The 16,453-nt window shown below is 63.6% G+C and carries 19 protein-coding genes; 9 read left to right on the plus strand and 10 right to left on the minus strand.

Annotation, left to right across the window (positions count from 1 at the left end; genetic code table 11):
* Positions 1 to 47: 47 nt before the first annotated feature.
* The gene (locus IVB50_RS24520; protein WP_247297497.1) at positions 48 to 845 is read right to left on the minus strand and encodes a helix-turn-helix transcriptional regulator; all 798 of its coding nucleotides are present in this window, start codon (positions 843 to 845) and stop codon (positions 48 to 50) included.
* A gap of 125 nt (positions 846 to 970) precedes the next feature.
* Here IVB50_RS24520 and IVB50_RS24525 point away from each other — a divergent pair, with 125 nt between their 5' ends.
* A complete protein-coding gene (locus IVB50_RS24525) occupies positions 971 to 2,521 on the plus strand; it encodes a carboxylesterase family protein (protein ID WP_247297499.1) in 1,551 nt (516 codons plus the stop codon).
* A gap of 7 nt (positions 2,522 to 2,528) precedes the next feature.
* Here the strand turns inward: IVB50_RS24525 and IVB50_RS24530 are convergent, their stop codons facing one another.
* Positions 2,529 to 3,785, minus strand: a complete 1,257-nt coding sequence (locus IVB50_RS24530) for a serine hydrolase (protein ID WP_247297501.1) — start codon at positions 3,783 to 3,785, stop codon at positions 2,529 to 2,531.
* A gap of 237 nt (positions 3,786 to 4,022) precedes the next feature.
* On the opposite strand from IVB50_RS24530, the gene IVB50_RS24535 reads away from it, so the two are divergent.
* A complete protein-coding gene (locus IVB50_RS24535; protein ID WP_085395943.1) occupies positions 4,023 to 4,373 on the plus strand; it encodes an ethanolamine utilization protein in 351 nt (116 codons plus the stop codon).
* Positions 4,374 to 4,463: 90 nt separating this feature from the next.
* Here IVB50_RS24535 and IVB50_RS24540 read toward each other — a convergent pair whose 3' ends face one another.
* Positions 4,464 to 5,222, minus strand: coding sequence for an SDR family oxidoreductase (locus tag IVB50_RS24540; protein WP_085395942.1), 759 nt, complete (start codon positions 5,220 to 5,222; stop codon positions 4,464 to 4,466).
* A gap of 167 nt (positions 5,223 to 5,389) precedes the next feature.
* On the minus strand, positions 5,390 to 6,271 hold the full coding sequence (locus tag IVB50_RS24545) for an AraC family transcriptional regulator (protein WP_247297503.1): 882 nt from the start codon (positions 6,269 to 6,271) through the stop codon (positions 5,390 to 5,392).
* Between the two features lie 364 nt (positions 6,272 to 6,635).
* On the opposite strand from IVB50_RS24545, the gene IVB50_RS24550 reads away from it, so the two are divergent.
* The gene (locus IVB50_RS24550) at positions 6,636 to 6,983 is read left to right on the plus strand and encodes a hypothetical protein (RefSeq protein WP_085352869.1); all 348 of its coding nucleotides are present in this window, start codon (positions 6,636 to 6,638) and stop codon (positions 6,981 to 6,983) included.
* Between the two features lie 91 nt (positions 6,984 to 7,074).
* Here IVB50_RS24550 and IVB50_RS24555 read toward each other — a convergent pair whose 3' ends face one another.
* From IVB50_RS24555 to IVB50_RS24570, 4 genes are all read right to left on the minus strand, one after another.
* Positions 7,075 to 7,641 carry a suppressor of fused domain protein gene (locus IVB50_RS24555; protein WP_085352868.1) on the minus strand — a complete coding sequence of 189 codons (567 nt, stop codon included), beginning with the start codon at positions 7,639 to 7,641 and terminating at the stop codon, positions 7,075 to 7,077.
* Between the two features lie 259 nt (positions 7,642 to 7,900).
* Positions 7,901 to 8,305 carry a nuclear transport factor 2 family protein gene (locus IVB50_RS24560; protein WP_204510960.1) on the minus strand — a complete coding sequence of 135 codons (405 nt, stop codon included), beginning with the start codon at positions 8,303 to 8,305 and terminating at the stop codon, positions 7,901 to 7,903.
* 1 nt (position 8,306) lies between these two features.
* Entirely contained in the window at positions 8,307 to 9,203 is an 897-nt protein-coding gene (locus IVB50_RS24565; RefSeq protein WP_247297505.1) for an MBL fold metallo-hydrolase, read from the minus strand.
* Positions 9,204 to 9,273: 70 nt separating this feature from the next.
* Positions 9,274 to 9,918, minus strand: coding sequence for a DsbA family protein (locus tag IVB50_RS24570; RefSeq protein ID WP_247297507.1), 645 nt, complete (start codon positions 9,916 to 9,918; stop codon positions 9,274 to 9,276).
* Between the two features lie 110 nt (positions 9,919 to 10,028).
* Here IVB50_RS24570 and IVB50_RS24575 point away from each other — a divergent pair, with 110 nt between their 5' ends.
* Positions 10,029 to 10,928, plus strand: coding sequence for a LysR family transcriptional regulator (locus IVB50_RS24575; RefSeq protein ID WP_247297509.1), 900 nt, complete (start codon positions 10,029 to 10,031; stop codon positions 10,926 to 10,928).
* A 15-nt stretch (positions 10,929 to 10,943) separates the two neighbouring features.
* Here IVB50_RS24575 and IVB50_RS24580 read toward each other — a convergent pair whose 3' ends face one another.
* Together IVB50_RS24580 and IVB50_RS24585 are read right to left on the minus strand one after the other, a co-directional pair.
* Complete coding sequence (locus tag IVB50_RS24580) at positions 10,944 to 11,846, minus strand: HNH endonuclease (protein WP_039800641.1); 903 nt, start codon at positions 11,844 to 11,846, stop codon at positions 10,944 to 10,946.
* 149 nt (positions 11,847 to 11,995) lie between these two features.
* The gene (locus IVB50_RS24585; RefSeq protein ID WP_018459184.1) at positions 11,996 to 12,892 is read right to left on the minus strand and encodes a LysR family transcriptional regulator; all 897 of its coding nucleotides are present in this window, start codon (positions 12,890 to 12,892) and stop codon (positions 11,996 to 11,998) included.
* A gap of 266 nt (positions 12,893 to 13,158) precedes the next feature.
* On the opposite strand from IVB50_RS24585, the gene IVB50_RS24590 reads away from it, so the two are divergent.
* The 5 genes from IVB50_RS24590 (at position 13,159) to IVB50_RS24610 (ending at position 16,452) form a co-directional block, all read left to right on the plus strand.
* Positions 13,159 to 13,893, plus strand: a complete 735-nt coding sequence (locus IVB50_RS24590) for an SDR family oxidoreductase (RefSeq protein ID WP_018459185.1) — start codon at positions 13,159 to 13,161, stop codon at positions 13,891 to 13,893.
* 49 nt (positions 13,894 to 13,942) lie between these two features.
* Positions 13,943 to 14,695 (plus strand): glucose 1-dehydrogenase, encoded by a 753-nt coding sequence (locus IVB50_RS24595; protein WP_018459186.1) that lies wholly within the window; start codon positions 13,943 to 13,945, stop codon positions 14,693 to 14,695.
* A gap of 32 nt (positions 14,696 to 14,727) precedes the next feature.
* Positions 14,728 to 15,327 carry an NAD(P)-binding domain-containing protein gene (locus IVB50_RS24600; RefSeq protein ID WP_247297511.1) on the plus strand — a complete coding sequence of 200 codons (600 nt, stop codon included), beginning with the start codon at positions 14,728 to 14,730 and terminating at the stop codon, positions 15,325 to 15,327.
* Positions 15,328 to 15,397: 70 nt separating this feature from the next.
* Positions 15,398 to 15,808, plus strand: a complete 411-nt coding sequence (locus tag IVB50_RS24605; protein ID WP_018459187.1) for a nuclear transport factor 2 family protein — start codon at positions 15,398 to 15,400, stop codon at positions 15,806 to 15,808.
* Positions 15,809 to 15,819: 11 nt separating this feature from the next.
* Positions 15,820 to 16,452 carry a class I SAM-dependent methyltransferase gene (locus IVB50_RS24610; RefSeq protein ID WP_018459188.1) on the plus strand — a complete coding sequence of 211 codons (633 nt, stop codon included), beginning with the start codon at positions 15,820 to 15,822 and terminating at the stop codon, positions 16,450 to 16,452.
* Position 16,453: the final 1 nt, after the last annotated feature.

A 16,453-nucleotide genomic window follows, 5' to 3' on the forward strand; every position in this document is an offset into this window, starting at 1 on the left:
CCTTGTCGTTTCGTGCCAGGATTAATATCGGTCGACGCTAATATAAGTCAATTCTTATATTCAGGGAAAATACCGCTCAGATATTTCCCTGGTGGTTTCCCGAGCGCCTTCTTGAACATGGTGATGAAGGCCGCGACGGAGTCGTAGCCGAGATCGGCGGACACCTGCTGCACGCTCGCGCCGGACGTCAGCTCCCGCAAGGCGACGATCAGGTGCAATTGCTGGCGCCACCGCCCGAAGCTTAAGCCCGTCTCCCTGACCACGAGACGCGCGAGGCTGCTCTCGCTCAGCGCGACGCGATCGGCCCATTCGGCCAGCGTCCTGCGATCGGAAGGGTTTTTCGCCAGCGCCGCGGCAATCTTCTTCAACCGCGGCTCGGGCGAGAGCGGCAGATGCAGCTGCTGAACCGGCATGCGGGGAAGCTCGCGCAGCAGGACGCTCGCCAGAAGCTCCACCCTCGCCTCGTCATCCGCGATCTGATTGGCCAGCTCGACGATCACTTCACGCAGCAGTGGGGAGATCGAAAGCGTGCAGCACCGATCCGGCAGGTCCACGACCTCAGGCTCGATGTAGACGAAAACCAGCCGGGCGTTTTCCGTCGCGAGGTTGCTGTGCTGCATGCCTCCTGGAATCCACACCGCGCAATGCGGCGGCACCATCCACAGACCGGTGGGAACGCGGCACGTCACGGCGCCGCCCAGCGCAAAGACAAGTTGCCCCTTGCGGTGCCTGTGATCGGGCACCTCGTCCTTGGTCCCGATCACGTCGACGCGCACGGCGATAACGGGCGCGGAGACATCATCCACATCAAGATCAGGCCATGGAAAACGGAGCGGCTGCCGCATGTTGCCGGTTTTTAGAAATTGATTGGCAGAACATCTAAATCGAGCGAAGAGGAATGTCGATAGGGTGCCGCCTGAACCTGCCCGGGGGCGTCCGGGCGCCGCCCACGCTATCGAAAGAAACGGCCATGCATGGTTTCACGAGTACGACAGCAGCCGGGCTGCAACGCGTGGTCCGCACGCAAGCGGGGGCCGTGCGTGGCGGCCCGCGCGATGCAAGCGGCGTGATCGCGTTCAAAGGCATTCCCTACGCAGCACCGCCGGTCGGGCCTCTGCGTTGGTGCGCTCCGCAGCCCCCGGAGTCCTGGGATGGCGTGCGCGATGCGCTTGTGTTCGGCGCGGGGTGTCTATCGGCGCTCGAAAACGACCCGCGGCCGGGACCGCGCGACGAGGATTGCCTCTATCTCAACATCTGGACCGCGGCGAAGCACGCGGATGAGAAGCGGCCCGTGATGGTGTGGATTCACGGCGGCGGCTTTCAGTTCGGCTCCTCGGCGAATCCCGCAACCGATGGCAACGCGCTAGCAGCGAAAGGTGTCGTCGTCGTCAGCTTCAACTACCGCCTCGGCATCTTAGGCTTCTTCGCCCACCCCGATCTCGACGCGGAGGCGCCTTCAGGCAATTACGGCCTGCAGGATCAACTGGCGGCGCTGCGCTGGGTCAAGGCCAACATCGCCGGCTTCGGAGGCGACCCCGAGAACGTCACCGTGTTCGGCGAATCCGCCGGCGCCATGGCCGTCGGAATCCTGATCGCCTCGCCGCTCGCGCACGGACTGTTTCACAAGGCCATAGGACAGAGCGGCGCGTTCTGGGATGGCAAACACGGCCCGCTTCAGGGCTTTGAAGAAGCCCGCGCGCGTGGTCTCGCTTTTGCCCGGCAGCAGGACAACGCGTCGATCGCAGCTTTGCGCAGCATGCCGGCCGATTCGTTGAATGCAGCCGCGCCGTGGAGTTTCAGGACCAGCCCGGTCGTGACGGCCTTCTCGCCGAGTATCGATGGTCTTGTCGTTCCTGATGTGCCCGCGCGGCGCTTCCGGCGCGGCGAACAGATGCACATCCCGCTGCTGGCGGGCTGGAATGCGGCCGAGGAATTTCCTTTCCGTTCGCAGTCACTCCCCGATCAATCGGCACAAGTCTTTCTCGCCGCGGCCGAGGCGATGTTCGGGAAGGAGCGCATGACCGATTTCTTGAAGGTCTATCCCGCGGCGACCGATGCGGAGGCCAGGACTTCCGCGGCGGCGCTCACGGGCGACATCGTGGTCGGCGAGCAATGCTGGCAGTGGCTGCGTCTGCATCGGCGCGGGGGACGAGCGCCGGTCTACGGCTATCACTTCAGCTATACCTCGCACTACACGCCGATCGCCTCGCACGTGACTGAAATTCCGTTCGTGTTCGGCACACTCACTCCGCAACAGGTGATCGGCAGCTCGGCACCGCCGGCCGAAGAGGACCGCGCTCTGGCGCGGACCATGATGGCCTATTGGGTGAATTTCGCAGCGCACGGCGATCCCAACGGATCAGGCCTGCCACCCTGGCCCACCTATGACGAGAACGACGTCGTGCAGATCCTGGGCACACCGATCGAAGCCCGTCCCAATCCGCAAGCCGCCCGGTTCCGCTTCCTCGCCAGTTTCAGGCAGGACGGCATTTTGCCGATGCGCTGGCGGGAGCTGCCATAGGCGTACCTCACCCGCCCGCCATCAGCTCCTTCGCCAGCGCCATGTAGGCAGGCAGCGTCACGGGATCGTTGGCGGCGTTGCCCGCGGCGGGGTGCGAGGCGTAGCGCGCGATCACCATCTCGGCCTTGGGATCGATATAGATGCCCTGGCCGTGAACGCCACGCGCCATATAGGCGCCGTGGGCGTTGTGCGTGACCCACCATTGATTGCGATAGGAGGCACCTGTTAGCGTGGTGTAGCCAGCCGGCTTGAATTTTTCGGGATCGCCGCCGCGCGCGATGTCCTCGACGACAGATGAAGGCACGATCTGCCGGCCGTTGAAGCGGCCGTGATTGCGCATGGTCTCGCCGAATCGGGCGAGATCGCGCAAGCAGGTCGACAGGCCGCCGCCGCCGCTTTCGGTGCCGATGCGATCGACGTGGTAATGCGCGTCTTCCTCCGCGCCCATCGGCTGCCAGATGCGCTCGGAGAGCAGATCGGACAACGTCATGCCGCTGACGCGCCGGATGATCCAGGCCAGCACGTCTGTGTTGACGGTCTTGTAGGCAAAGACCTTGCCGTGCTCGCCCTGCTTCTTTTGCCCGACCAGGAAATCGAAGATGGTGGTCGCACCGTCATAGTCGGGTGGAATCGGCGCCATGCCGTTGGCGCGCCGCAGTCCCCACACATGCGAGTTCTTGTCGGTGTAGATTTCGGTGTATTCGAGCCCGGTGGTCATATCCATGACCTCGTGCACGCGCGCGTCGCCGAACGCGCTCGCCTTCAGCTCCGGCACATAGTCCGTGACGGGCGCCTGCGGATCGATCTTGCCCTCGGCGACCAGAATGCCGGCGAGCAAGCCGGTGAACGACTTCGTCACCGACATCGCGATATGCGGCTTGTGCGGCTTCAACGCGCCGAAATAGCGCTCATAGATCAGCTTGCCCCGATGCAGCACGGCGATGCCGTCGGTGTAGGTTTCCTCGAGCATCTTCGCGAACGTCATGGGCCGCCTGTCCATGGTGGTCGAGGCCGACGCACCGATGTCGTGGTCTTCCCGCGGCAACACCGATGCAGGCCCCGCCCCGCGCCAGACATTCACGGTCGGCACCAGCTGGCGGATGTTGCTCCATGCCCAGCGTAGCTCGGGGAAGCTGCGGAACGAACCATCCTGGAAGCTGATGGTGCGGTCCGGAGACGGCGGGAAGCCTTTCATCCAGCCGAGTGTTTCGGGATCGGTTTCGGCGGAGGTTGCGGGCGACTGACTCGGCGCGGTGGCAGACATGAACATTGGCTCCGGAAGCGAACGACGGGGGTTTCGTATCATGGAGACGCGTGGCGAACATCCAGTGTTTGCGCCGAGGCGACCGTCGCCGTGGGCTGGGCACCAATCGTCTCCTGCGCGCCAGCCATCGTCGCACCATCTGCGTCAAACGGTCCCGCAAGGCGCGCTGAACAAAACACTTGCCTGAGGCTTCTATCGTCCTCAACCCGCCCACTTTGAAAAGACGGACGACATCTCATGCAAGTTCGCAAGTTTGCCATCTCGGACGCAACGCTCGAGCGTTCGCCCGGCCAGGATGGCGACATATTCGTCGGCAACGTGATCGACCAGCGTCACGGCGCGCCGATCACCATCGGCTACGGCCGCTACGCGCCGAACCAGATCCTCGACGAGACAATCGCCGTCGACGACGTGATGATCGTGCTCGAAGGGAAGCTCTCGGTGTCGAGCAACGCCGGCACCGTGACCGCCGGTCCGGGCGAGACCGTCCACATGCCCAAGGGCACGCAGGTCACCATTCGCTCGCATGAGCAAGGCGCCGTCACCGCCTATGTCACCTATCCGCACTGGCAGGAGGCGCACGGGTGAAGCAGGCCTTTCGCGCACTGCGCGCCCCGCTATCAATTGGCTCGATCGACGGCGCAGAGCCCCGTCGATCGGGCCCGAGCGGATTCGTGGTCAGGTCAGGCGGACCGACATGCCGCCGTCAACCGTCATGGGGCTGCCCGTCATGAACGATGCCCGGTCGCTCAGGAGAAAAACCGCCGCCTGCGCGATCTCCTTGGGACTGGCCATCCGCTTCATCGGGTGGAGCCCGGCGATGAAATTCAGGGCGTCGGGATTTCCTTCGCCCGCCGCCGGGGTGATGGTCCCTCCAGGCAGAAGCGCGTTGACGCGAATGCCTTCGGCCGCATGCTCGGCGCCCAGTGATTGAGCCAGGCCGATCAGTCCTGCCTTTGAGGCTGCGTACGCCGCCATTCCCGGCAGGCCCCCGTTGCTGAAGCCAACGAAGGACGAGGTGAAAACGATCGAACCGCCGCCCTGCTTGCGCAGTGCCGGGATCTGCGCCTTCGCGCTGAGGAACGCCGAGGTGAGATTCACCGCAAGCACATCGGTCCAGTTTTCGACGCTCATCTCGGGGACTGGCGTCATCTCGCCGACAATGCCGGCATTGTTGAAAGCGCCGTCGAGCTTTCCGAAAGTCTTGACGGCGTGCTCGACAAGGCGGGCTGCATAGCCGGTGTCCCGAACATCCCCGGCGAGAAACGTCGCGCGCCCTCCGGCGCTCTTGATGCTTGCAACAACGGCCTGCAGCTCGGGGCCGCGACGCGCCCCGAGCACCACATCGGCGCCTTCGGACGCGAACAACGATGCTGCGGCAGCACCGATACCGCTGCTGGCGCCGGTTACGATGATCGTCTTGTTTGCCAGTTCCACCGTGAGACTCTCCTGATGTCAAAAAGGAGCCGAACAAGACATCAGGCACCAGCGAGCTGCCACCCGTTTCCCGAGTTGAACGCGGGATCACATCGTGGCGGTATTGATCCGCGAATGGCGGCCTGCCGGTCTCCGCGATCGGAGTGACAGGCCGCCGTCAGCAGACGCTACTTCAGCGGCAAGAAAACGTCCGCGACCGTCTCGTGCTCCGGCACCTCCGGGAACAGGCTCAGCCGCTGGCAATAGATCGGGAAGTCGCGCGCTTCTTCGCCGCTGGCGGGAAGCCAGTCGCGATAAAGGAAGAGCGCGGCCGGCTCGAGATTGTCGGTGTAGCCGACGACGCGCAGCACCGCGCAGCGTCCGCCGGGGATCTCGCTGGCCTTGATTTCTTCGCCGTTCGCCACGATCGCTTGTGCGGTCCCGACGCAAAGGTCCACGCTGTAATCGGCGGGTGATGCAGGCCGCCGCTCGGAACGCCAGACGTTGAAGGTCGGACTTGTGCTGGGGTGCAGGTGAGCCGCCTTGCGCCACGCGATGAAGCGCTGGATTGTGGCGGGAAGCGTCGCCGGGTCGCCGCGATGCTCCATGATCGCCACCGGTGTCGGGGGCACATCGCGGATCGTCACGTCGTCAGTGGTAAGGGTCTTCTGCATGAGCTTGCTCCTCGCATTGTCGAGAGGCCCTAAGGCCGCAAGCCACGGCTCCCAGTCGGGAGACTTCCGGAACGACGACGGAGATTGCCCGAACCGTTGCCGAAAGGCGCGGGCGAAGGCATCCGGTGCGTCGTAACCGGCATCCATCGCAACATCCGTGACATCAAGGGCGTCCATATAGGCCAGCTGGTGCGAAGCGCGCTTCATGCGGGCCAGCTGGACATAGCGATGCACAGATAATCCGAAGGTTGCCGAGAACTGCCGGTGGAAATGAAATTTCGAGAAGGCGGCAACAGCGCTTAAGCCGTCCAGGTCCAGATCTCCGTCGAGATGCCGGTCGATATGGTCCAGCACTCGTCGCATGCGGTCCTGATAGTTTTGCAGCGCCGCCTTCATCGTCCCTCCTCCGTGGCGGCGCCATCTAGTCGCTGACGGCCATGACACGCTCGACCGATCTTGCGGTTTGGCACGGATCGCTAGCCCGGATGGAGCTACGTCCGGCAACTGGTTTCCTCAGGGAAGACCACACCGATTGCAAGCACCTTCCTCTACGCGTTAGACTGTCGGCCCCCCTTCACCCACAAAGTGGGCGTTCCCCTTCAAGATGTCAGTACGGATGAACTGCCTTCCTCTGCACGAACTGGCGCCCGACTTCGAACGCTTCATCCGCGATCTCGAGGACTTCAATCGTGGCTGATGCGGTCACCGGCCATCCGGGCTGCGGCTTCAGGGAAATCTCATTCGCAAACGGAATCCAAGCATGACTGCAACTCTATCCATCGTCGTCCTGGCTGCCGAGCTCCTCATCAGCGCGTTGGGCGCGTTCGTATCAATTGCCGCGCTTGGCTTCGCGGGAGAGGTCACGCGATCCAGGGATTTGACCGCCTTTGGCTGGGTTTTGGGGGCGCTCTACTTCGTTGTCACCTTTACACCCCTCGTCGCAACCGCATGGGTGGCACACAGAAGGTTTGTTTCAGACAAAGCGTTCCCGGTGCTCGAAGTCATTTCGTCGCCGTACCTGGTCCCGGTGGTGCTGTGGGTTGGCGCAGCGATTTTCTGCATTGGGCTGTTGGCATTTCAAAACGGTGCGGGGCTGGCGCCGCGGTAGGGAGACGCGAAGCGATACCCATCGGGCCGAATGCCATCAGCATCCTCCAGGCGAAGCGCAGGCGTCCACGAAGATAGCGGCGGTCAGGGTATCAAAGAGCGCTGGGACGATCGATGTCAAACACGTCGATCTGTCGGTCCTGGAGCAGATCCTCCAGCGCTTCGGGCCCGTTCGCCAGCGCGTAGTCCCGCTCGGCGTCGGAAATAGGCAGTACCTGCAGCCAGGCGACGGACTTGGCCGAGAAGGACTGTGTTTCCAGGTCCCACACGAACGGAGAGATGAGCATGGCGTGCTTCATCTCGCGCCCTTCGCCATACAGTTCCAGGGCTCGCGGAATGACGACGCCGGGCAAGGGTGTGATCTCGCCCTTCTTGATGCTGAAAGCGCAAGTCGCGATCATGTTGGCGCCCTCGGCCGTCGCCAGAGCCAGCAGAATCTCGACGCCCAGGGCCTTGCCGCCAGACGTCAGGCCGGTTTTTGCGTCAGAGAGCGCGAGGCTGGCATAAGTGGAAACGCCTCCTGCCGGCACGTCCTTGATGATCATGATGTCGACGTCACTGACGTGGGCGTCATCCCAATATTTCGTAACCGTCGGTGAACCCTGCGTAACATCTCTCAGATAGCGGGCGAGAGATTTGTTGTCTTCCGAAACCGCCATGGCTCCTCACGTCAAAAATCCAAGGTCGTCGGCAGTCATATCTTCAACACCATGACTGCGAGCATACGATCGCCGCTCTGGCCTGTCGTGGGACCTCGGTATAGACGGGGCCGGCGGTCATATCCATGACCACGTTCTGGCGCGCGGTGGACTTCCTCGGCCAGGCACAATTCCATCAAGATCTAGCAGACGCCGGAACGAAAAAGGGGAGCCCGCATGTCGCGGGCTCCCCCTCCTGCATTCCGACGTGATGCGGCTGTTACCGGCCGGCAGGCTCCAATGCCTTTTGCACCATCGCGGTGTCGACATATTGGGTCATGCTGGCGATCTTGCCGTCCTTCACCAGATAGAGATGCGCGAAATTGGCGCGCATGGACTTGCCCGTCGCCTTGTAGGTCCCGGAGTAGACGCCGAAGGCGGCGACGCGGTCGCCGTCTTCGAGATAGGTGTGAACATCGGCGCGGTAGCCGGTCCATTCGATGGCGAGACGCCGGAACACGCCTGATATGATCGCCTCGGCCCCGACATAGGTGCCCGCGTATGGAAACCCTTCCGCTTCGGTCCATGCGGCATCGGGAGCGAGAGCGGCCAGCAAGTTGCGGCCGTTCTCTTCCGACGATGATCCCTCATAGGTGGCGCGGATCAGGTCGAGGTTCGCCCCCATCTCAACCCCACTTCATCTCGCCGGTGGCGACCTTGGCGCCGATGTCGAGCGCAACGCCCATGCCGAGGCCGGGGAAGCGCGCTTCCATCGCCGCCTTGAGCGCCGCCGAATCCTTGGTTTTGGCCAACTCTTCGTCGAACGCCTTGAGGTAGGCGATGGTGTGCTCGACACCGGACAGGTCGGTCTTCGCATCCGCCGACAAATGGCCGGGCACGACGATCGCCGGCTTGCGCGCCGCGATCATTTCGAGATTGGCGATCCAGGCGGCGCGCTGCTCCCTGGTCGGCGTGTCGGCGGTCCAGACATGGACGCCGGAGAAGATCAGCACGCCGCCGAACACCGCGTTGAGCGAGGGTACGAACAGATAGCGCCGGTTGGCCAGGCCGTCGGCGCTGACGATCTCGATGGTCTCGCCGTCGACGCTGAGCGTCTTGCCGTCGAACGCTTCGGGGATGACCACATCGGCCAGCACCTGCGGGCCGTTCGCCTTGAGTTGCGGCCCCCAGACGGCAAGCTTCTTTTCGACGCTGGCGTGAATGGCCGCCAATGTCGCTGGCGACGCGAGCACGCGGGCCTCGGGGAAGACAGCCTTGATCGCGCCGAGGCTGAAATAATAATCCGGGTCCGACTGGCTGATATAGATGGTGGTGAGCTTCTTGCCGGTGGCCTTGATGGCGTCGGCGACAGCCTTGCCATCGGACAGCGTGAAGCCGCCATCGATCAGCACGGCTTCGCTTGGCCCGGACACCAGAACGGGCGCCCGGAAGAAGCCGTTCTGTCCGGCCGGAAAATGCTTCCAGGCGAGCCCGCCCGCGGCATGGCCGAGGCCTGCGGGTGCGAAGACGGCGGCGGCGCCCGCGGCGAGAGTGGTTTTCATGATGGTTCTCCTTGTCGGCATGTTGGTCTCCTGGTGCTAGTCTGCGATTGGGAAATTCACACTGATCGTCCGGTCGTGTTGACCGCTGCGCTCAGGCCGCCTTCAGTCCGTCGATCAGGACGTTCAGGCTGCCGAACAGGGCGCTTGCCTGCACGAGGCGGCGGTCATCGCCCGCCCCGACGATGAGGGCCGGGACGCCGCTTGCACCGAACCGGCGCATCTCGGCACGCGCGGCCTCGAGGCGTGCGCGATACGCGGCGATCAACGCGGCGTCGGGGCTCGCCAGGCGCGCGGCAACCTCCGGCAAATTCATCGCGCGCAGCACATCCGACAGAACGGAGATGTCCGTGCTGTCGCGGCCCTCGACATAGCGGACGAGCTGGAAGGCCTTCAGCGCCGCGAACTCCCGATCAGGCGCCGTGAGCGCGACAGCCGTGAGCGCCAGTGTCGCCGGACCGGAATCGAACAGGCGCGTACGGTCGCCCAGCACATCGCGGCGATAGGCTTCGCTGAAGGGCTGGCCGCTCAAGCGCGAAATCCGCTGGTCGTTGCTCCAGGCATAAGCGGCAAAGCCGTCGTCCATCGGACGGGCGCCCTCGCCGGCGAACAGACCTGTCGGCGCAAGTTCGACAGCGAAATCCGGACAGGTCACGAGCTGTTCGAGCAGCGTGGCGGCGCCGTAGCACCAGCCGCAGAGCGGATCGAACAGGTAGGTGATTTGAATGGGCGCGGACATGGCGATCTCCTTGAACCGCAATGTGGCACGCGCACATTGGTAGATAAATATCAACAAAACAGACATAATGTATGGTATTGACTGACAATAAATCTGACCGGACAGAGCCCATGAACCTGAACCGACTGGCCTACTTCGCAGCCGTCGTGGACAGCGGATCGTTCACGCGGGCCGCCGAACGGCTCGGCATCACCAAGGCCGTGGTGAGCCAGCAGGTGGCGCAGCTGGAGCGCGATCTCAGCACCAGCCTGCTCGTGCGCACGACGCGCCGGGTTCATCCGACCGAGGCGGGCCGCATGTTTCATTCGCGCTGCGTCATGATCCTGCGCGAAGCGGAGGATGCCTTCGACGAGCTCGCTCAGGCAGCCGCCGCGCCGACCGGCACCTTGCGGATCACGGCGCCCAACGACTACGGCACCGCCGTCGTCATCGCCGTCGTCACGGCCTACGCGGCACGCTATCCCCACTGCCGCGTGGAGTTGACGCTCGAAGATCAGACGGTCGACCTCGCCTCAGGCCAGATCGACATGGCGATCCGTGTGGGGTGGCTGGTCGATTCCAGCCTGCAGGCGCGCAAGATCGGATCGTTCCGGCAATGTCTGGTCGGCGCTCCCGCATTCGCGGATCGGATCGCCGCCGCGCGCGATCCCGACGAATTGGTGACGCTACCGTTCATCGCCAACATGGCGCTGCGCGAGCCGTTGCTGTGGCAGTTCTCGCGCGGTGATCTCGATCGATGCGCCGTGCGCCTGCAGGCGAGCATCGCCATCGACACGACGCCGGGGGTGCTCGCAGCGGTGCTCGCCGGCGGCGGCCTTTCGGTGCTGCCGGATTTCCTGGTGGCCGACGATCTCGCGGCGGGCCGCCTCATCCACATCCTGCCGCAATGGCAACTGCCATCCGGCGGCATCCACACGGTCTACCCCGCAGCCCGCTTCCGCCCGCCGAAGGTGACCGCGTTTGTGGAGATGCTGATTGCGGCTCAGCGGCGGGCGGGTACGAGCGCATGAGCCGTATGGTTTTGCTTATTGCTTGAAACAATGCTCGCGGTGCCACTTTAAGAAGTGCGGATGTGGCCGATCTGACGCACGACGCGGCGCAAGAGCGCGCCCCGTCTTGTTGATGATCGATTGCACTCCCTCCAGATCGTTTGTCTGGCGCGAGATCAATATCTCCAGATCGTCCGCGAAGCTGATGAGACCACGATCAAACATCCAATGTGCGGTACCCGAAAGAGCAACGCCATTGCTGATGATGTCCGGCCCGTTTGCCTCGACGGAGCGTATGTGAGCCGCCGCGACCTCCGCGCGCCCCATTCCATTGATGAGCTTGAGGCCGGTGACGGCGCAACGCTCTTCATAGGCACGCAGCACGATGCGGCGGAAAACTCGATCACGCAGGACTTTCGAGATCGTTACGCTAACACGGTCGCGCTGCTGCTCAACCGCGAATGGCACCTGCGGCTGGTCGTTAAGATCGAGCGATGGAAGGTCGCCGTCGCGCCGCGGCAGCAGCGGCGCGTTCTCCGCGAAACCAAGCTCGCATATTCTATTGAAATCGTCGGGAGAGATTGGGCGGACTGCGGACTGAGCGCGTCCTGAAATCCGCCCCTGTTCGTTAAGAACACCGCGCTCTACTGGACCCGTCGGTCCGTTGAATGGGACTGAATTGGCAAAATCGAGATAGCTTCCCGGTTCCATTAAAGCGAGATACATCCCGGAAGTACCGGGATCGGGAAGAACCTGCTGAACCCGAGCAATTGCAAAGTAACCGCGCGTTTCAGCAACCTTGCTCGGTTCGTAATATACTATCCAATCGCCGATGCAGGCTTCAACGCGATGAAGATATTGACTGGGAAATTGGTACTGCTCAGCGGGGCTGTCGTCGTAGATCGAGTCCAATCGATGGATGAATACCCCAAACCCCATGACCTAAGCGGCGCTGCCTCTCCAGGAAACAACACCCAGCGATGCTGGATCAATAGCAGTCACAACCCTACTCCCACTCGATTGTTTCGGAAGCACGATAACGCATTGATCTGTCGAGGCCAAGCTTTCCGCCCACGACCCGCCCCGCGTCACTCGCGCGCCACCGACAGCCCCGCCAGCAGCGGCGCGTACGCGGCGAGCCTGCGTGATACGAACTCCGTGAACAGCCGCACGCGCTTGGTCTTGCGCGTCTCTCCCTGCGTGAGGAGCCAGACCGTTCCGTACATGTGCAGGTCGGTCCCCGGCACCCGCACCAGCAGCGGGTCGGCATCGCCGACGAAGCACGGCAGTGTCGTGATCCCCAGCCCTTGCCGGACAGCAGCGATCTGCGCTCCGGCGTCACTGGTCCTGAATGGAACGTCCGTGGTGCGAACCTCGCCCGCGCTGGCCCAATCCGGGATGCCGTGCATGCTGATGACGATCCAGCGGAAGGGATCCGGCGCGCCCGCACGCCACGCGGCCAGTCGATCCCTGGACATGTAGACGGCGCCGAACAGCTCCGGTCCCTTCATGCCATGAAGATTTTGCGGCAGGGTTTTGCGCTCGTAGACGACGCGGATCGCGACGTCGGCCTCACGGTTGGTCAGATTTGCCAGTTCGCCGAACGACAGGACATCCATCTCGATATCGGGATGCAGACGCGCGAAATCGGCGAAATCAGGCATCAGCAAATGTGTCGCCATCGGCGGCGCCAGCGTCACCCGCAGACGCCCGCGCACGCTCTGATCGCGCCCGAACACGCGCGTCTCCAGCTGGTGTGACGAGGCTTCCATCTGGTCGGCGAATTCGAGGACCTCCTCGCCCGCAGCCGTCAGCCGGTAGCCCGAAGGCAGCTTTTCGAACATCTGGACCCCAAGGCGTTCCTCGAGCTGGGCGATGCGTCGCAGCACGGTCGCGTGGTTCACGCCGAGGTGCTCGGCGGCCGCCCGCACCGAGCCTCCCCGCGCGACGGCTAGAAAATAGCGAACATCGTCCCAGTCGATCATGGTGCAATCCCGCACCGCGCGGTGCGCCTTTTCAAGCCGTATCTGATGCCTCCTACAGCAGTATGGGCGGTGATCATAGCCGGTTCCGGCCAGCAGGGCCCATTCTGAGCGACGGACACCGATCGTCGCCGTCGGCGTTAGTCGTCCGGCCGGATCGATTTCGCACCACCGATGTGCGCGCTTCCGCACTCAACGCCTAGGGCCGGCGGACCTATGTCGGGGTCCTCGGGGGGAGATGCTGCCCCGACACCACGACAGGAGACATCATGGGAAAGCTTGACGGCAAGGTTGCAGTCATCACGGGTGGCGCGACCGGCATCGGCCGCGCCGCGGCAAAGCGCTTCATCGAGGATGGCGCTTTCGTCTTCATCTTCGGCCGCCGACAGCAAGCCCTCGACGCTGCTGTCGCCGCCCTCGGGCCTAATGCACGCGCGGTGAAGGGCTCGGTCTCGGATGAGGCCGACCTCGACCGGCTCTACGCGGCGGTGAAGGCCGAGCGCGGAACCCTCGACATCGTCTTCGCCAATGCCGGCGCGGGAAGTCAGCTTGCGCTCGGCAAGATCACCGCCGCGCACATCGACGAAACCTTCGACACCAATGTGAAGGGTACGATTTTCACGGTGCAGAAGGCGCTGCCGCTGATGCGCCGGGGCGGTTCGATCATCCTGACGGGATCGAGCGCCGGCACCACGGGCGCCCCGGCCATGAGCGCCTACAGCGCGAGCAAGGCGGCCGTGCGCAACCTCGCGCGGACCTGGGCGGAGGACCTGAAAGGCAGCGGCATCCGGGTCAACGTGCTGTCGCCCGGAGCGACCGCGACCGAACTCGCGAAGGAAGCGCTGGGCGAAGAGGGACAGAAGGTGTTCGCCGCGATGACTCCGCTGCAGCGCATGGCCGATCCGGCGGAGATCGGGGCGGTGGCTGCCTTTCTCGCCTCCTCGGACAGCAGCTTCATGACCGCCAGCGAAGTCGCCGTCGACGGCGGCCTGGCGCAACTCTGATCCCGGCGCGGTCCCGCGCCTGGCCCACACACAATGAAAGATAAACATCATGAAAAAACTAGAAGGCAAGATCGCCGTCATCACCGGCGGCAGCAGCGGCATTGGATTGGCCACGGCCAAGCGCTTCGTGGACGAAGGTGCGCACGTCGTGATCACCGGGCGACGCGAGAAAGAGCTGAAGGAGGCCGCAGCCTTCATCGAGAGAAACGTGACGACGGTCGTGAGCGACGTGTCGCGCCTGGAAGATCTGGAGCGGCTCTATGCCGTCGTGAAGGAGAAACATGGTCACATCGACATTCTCTTCGCGAACGCAGGCGCGGGGACAATCGCGCCGCTCGCGCTAGCGACCAAGGCCCATTTCGACCAGACCTTCGATGTGAACGTGAAGGGCCTGTTCTTTACGGTGCAGAAAGCCCTCCCCCTCTTTAAGGACGGCGGTTCGATCATCCTGAACTCTTCGGTGTCGAACGTGAAGGGGCTGCCGGGGTTCAGCGTCTACGCCGCGAGCAAGGCGGCGGTGCGCAGCTTCTCGCGCGCTTGGACGCTGGAGCTGAAGGACCGCAAAATCCGCGTCAATACGATGAGCCCCGGGCCAACGGAGACCCCCGCCCTGGAGACGACGACGGGCTTGACCCGCGAGCAAGCCGAGCAAGCGGCCAGCCAATTTGCTTCACAGGTCCCGATGGGTCGCAGGGGCAAGCCGGAGGAAATCGCGGCTGCCGTCACGTTCCTCGCCTCCGATGAAAGTTCTTACATCACCGGCGTGGATCTCGCCGTCGATGGCGGCATGGCCCAGGTCTGACCGCGCCATCGACACAAGTTCGGAGAAACATCATGAGCTACGCAATCATCGGCTTCGGCCCTATCGGCCAAGCCCTGGCCAGCGCGTTTGCCCGCAACGGCATCGAAGTCTCCGTTGCAACCACGCGCGACCCGGAAAGCTTTACATCCGCCGCGGCCGTGATCGGACCCTCGATCATTCCCAAAAAGCTGGCGGACGCCGTCAAGGCGGAGATCGTCTTTTTGGCGGTCCGTTTCGAGTCGCACCAGGATGTCGCGAAAGCGCTGCCCACCTGGCAGGGCAAGACGATCGTCGATGTGACCAACGCCTACGGCGTGCCGCCTGAGAAACTGGGGGGACAACCTTCGTCCAAGGCCCTCGCGCAAGCCTTCACCGGCGGTCGACTGGTCAAGGGCTTCAACCATTTGGGTGCTGCCGTCCTTGCCCAGGATCCGGCCGTCCATGGTGGCAGGAGAGTCGTGTTCCTGGCGAGCGACGATGACGCTGCCGCAGCGGCGATTGGCACGCTTGCGGAAACTCTCGGCTTCGCGCCGATCAAGCTCGGCGGGCTTTCGGAAGGCGGGCTGCTTGTGCAGGCGCGCGGAAACAGCTGGGGCCATCTGATCTTCAAGGATTTGGTCAAGTTCGACTGATGAACACGAGGACACGAAGCATGCGATCGGATCGAGCGCGATCCGATCGGAGCGAAATGGAGAAATTCCCATGAGTATCGAGACAAACATCCAGACCGTGAAGGACTTCTTCGCCGCGATCGGCCGAGGCGACAGGGAAACACTGCTGGCGCTGATCGCCGACGACATCGAGTGGATCATCCCCGGTGAGGACTGGCCGCTGGCCGGAACGCATCGCGGGCACGACGGGGTGGCGGATTTGCTCGAGACGGCATCCAAGTCGATCGAAACGTCCACCGAACCCCGCGAGTTCGTGGCGCAAGGAGACCGGGTCCTGGTCGTCGGATTCGCAAAGGGAAAGATCAAAGCCACGAACAAGACGTTTAGGGACGACTGGGTCTTCGCCATCACCGTTCGCAACGGCAAACTGACGAACATCCGGGAGTACGTCGACACGCAGGCACTGGCACGAGCCGCGCGCGTGTCGAATGCCCAAGCCTAAAGGAAATCCAGATGTACGACCAATCCAAGCTGTCCGAGTTGATCCGGTTCGCACGTATCGATGCGGGCGCCACCGTGATCGACGTTTACCCAGGCGACGGCGACTGGACCCGTCTCTTTTCCGACATCGTGGGAAGCGAAGGACGGGTTGACAGCTTCGTGCCGGCTGAAGTCGCCCACTTCAAGAACGATCCGGTCGGCCGCATGCGGACGCTTGCGAAGGAGCCGGGCCGAGAGAACGTCGAAGCCGTCTCGGCGGACCTCCTGGCGATGCCGCAGGCCACGCAGGCAGCGGATGTGCTGTGGCTGCACCTGTTCTACCACGATCTCCACACCGCGCTGATCCAGGCCCGGGGCGCGAGGGCGGCCGACTTCAATCGCGCTGTCTACGAGCGGCTGAAGCCCGGCGGGTGCTACGTCATCGTCGACCACGCCGCCGCGCTCGGGGCGGGCACGACCGAGGCCCAATCGCTGCATCGGATTGAGCCTGCATCCGTTCGCAAGGAGGTGGAGGCGGCCGGCTTCGTGCTGGACGCGGAAAGCACCCTGCTCGCGAACAAGGACGATCCGCACACGATCAAGGTGTTCGATCCCGCGATCAAGGGAAAGACCGATCGCTTCGCCTATCGGTTCGTGAAGCCGTGAC

The organism is Bradyrhizobium sp. 87, from assembly GCF_023073015.1.
Taxonomy (GTDB): domain Bacteria; phylum Pseudomonadota; class Alphaproteobacteria; order Rhizobiales; family Xanthobacteraceae; genus Bradyrhizobium; species Bradyrhizobium canariense_D.

Excerpts from the sequence above, each read along its gene's own strand:
- IVB50_RS24565 (WP_247297505.1), bottom strand. The coding sequence starts at position 9,203 with ATGCCGACAAGGAGAACCATCATGAAAACCACTCTCGCCGCGGGCGCC.
- IVB50_RS24575 (WP_247297509.1), top strand. The coding sequence starts at position 10,029 with ATGAACCTGAACCGACTGGCCTACTTCGCAGCCGTCGTGGACAGCGGA.
- IVB50_RS24590 (WP_018459185.1), top strand. The coding sequence starts at position 13,159 with ATGGGAAAGCTTGACGGCAAGGTTGCAGTCATCACGGGTGGCGCGACC.
- IVB50_RS24610 (WP_018459188.1), top strand. The coding sequence starts at position 15,820 with ATGTACGACCAATCCAAGCTGTCCGAGTTGATCCGGTTCGCACGTATC.
- IVB50_RS24520 (WP_247297497.1), bottom strand. The coding sequence starts at position 845 with ATGCGGCAGCCGCTCCGTTTTCCATGGCCTGATCTTGATGTGGATGAT.
- IVB50_RS24525 (WP_247297499.1), top strand. The coding sequence starts at position 971 with ATGCATGGTTTCACGAGTACGACAGCAGCCGGGCTGCAACGCGTGGTC.
- IVB50_RS24600 (WP_247297511.1), top strand. The coding sequence starts at position 14,728 with ATGAGCTACGCAATCATCGGCTTCGGCCCTATCGGCCAAGCCCTGGCC.
- IVB50_RS24545 (WP_247297503.1), bottom strand. The coding sequence starts at position 6,271 with ATGAAGGCGGCGCTGCAAAACTATCAGGACCGCATGCGACGAGTGCTG.
- IVB50_RS24595 (WP_018459186.1), top strand. The coding sequence starts at position 13,943 with ATGAAAAAACTAGAAGGCAAGATCGCCGTCATCACCGGCGGCAGCAGC.
- IVB50_RS24555 (WP_085352868.1), bottom strand. The coding sequence starts at position 7,641 with ATGGCGGTTTCGGAAGACAACAAATCTCTCGCCCGCTATCTGAGAGAT.
- IVB50_RS24535 (WP_085395943.1), top strand. The coding sequence starts at position 4,023 with ATGCAAGTTCGCAAGTTTGCCATCTCGGACGCAACGCTCGAGCGTTCG.
- IVB50_RS24580 (WP_039800641.1), bottom strand. The coding sequence starts at position 11,846 with ATGGGGTTTGGGGTATTCATCCATCGATTGGACTCGATCTACGACGAC.
- IVB50_RS24550 (WP_085352869.1), top strand. The coding sequence starts at position 6,636 with ATGACTGCAACTCTATCCATCGTCGTCCTGGCTGCCGAGCTCCTCATC.
- IVB50_RS24585 (WP_018459184.1), bottom strand. The coding sequence starts at position 12,892 with ATGATCGACTGGGACGATGTTCGCTATTTTCTAGCCGTCGCGCGGGGA.
- IVB50_RS24530 (WP_247297501.1), bottom strand. The coding sequence starts at position 3,785 with ATGTCTGCCACCGCGCCGAGTCAGTCGCCCGCAACCTCCGCCGAAACC.
- IVB50_RS24560 (WP_204510960.1), bottom strand. The coding sequence starts at position 8,305 with ATGGGGGCGAACCTCGACCTGATCCGCGCCACCTATGAGGGATCATCG.
- IVB50_RS24570 (WP_247297507.1), bottom strand. The coding sequence starts at position 9,918 with ATGTCCGCGCCCATTCAAATCACCTACCTGTTCGATCCGCTCTGCGGC.
- IVB50_RS24605 (WP_018459187.1), top strand. The coding sequence starts at position 15,398 with ATGAGTATCGAGACAAACATCCAGACCGTGAAGGACTTCTTCGCCGCG.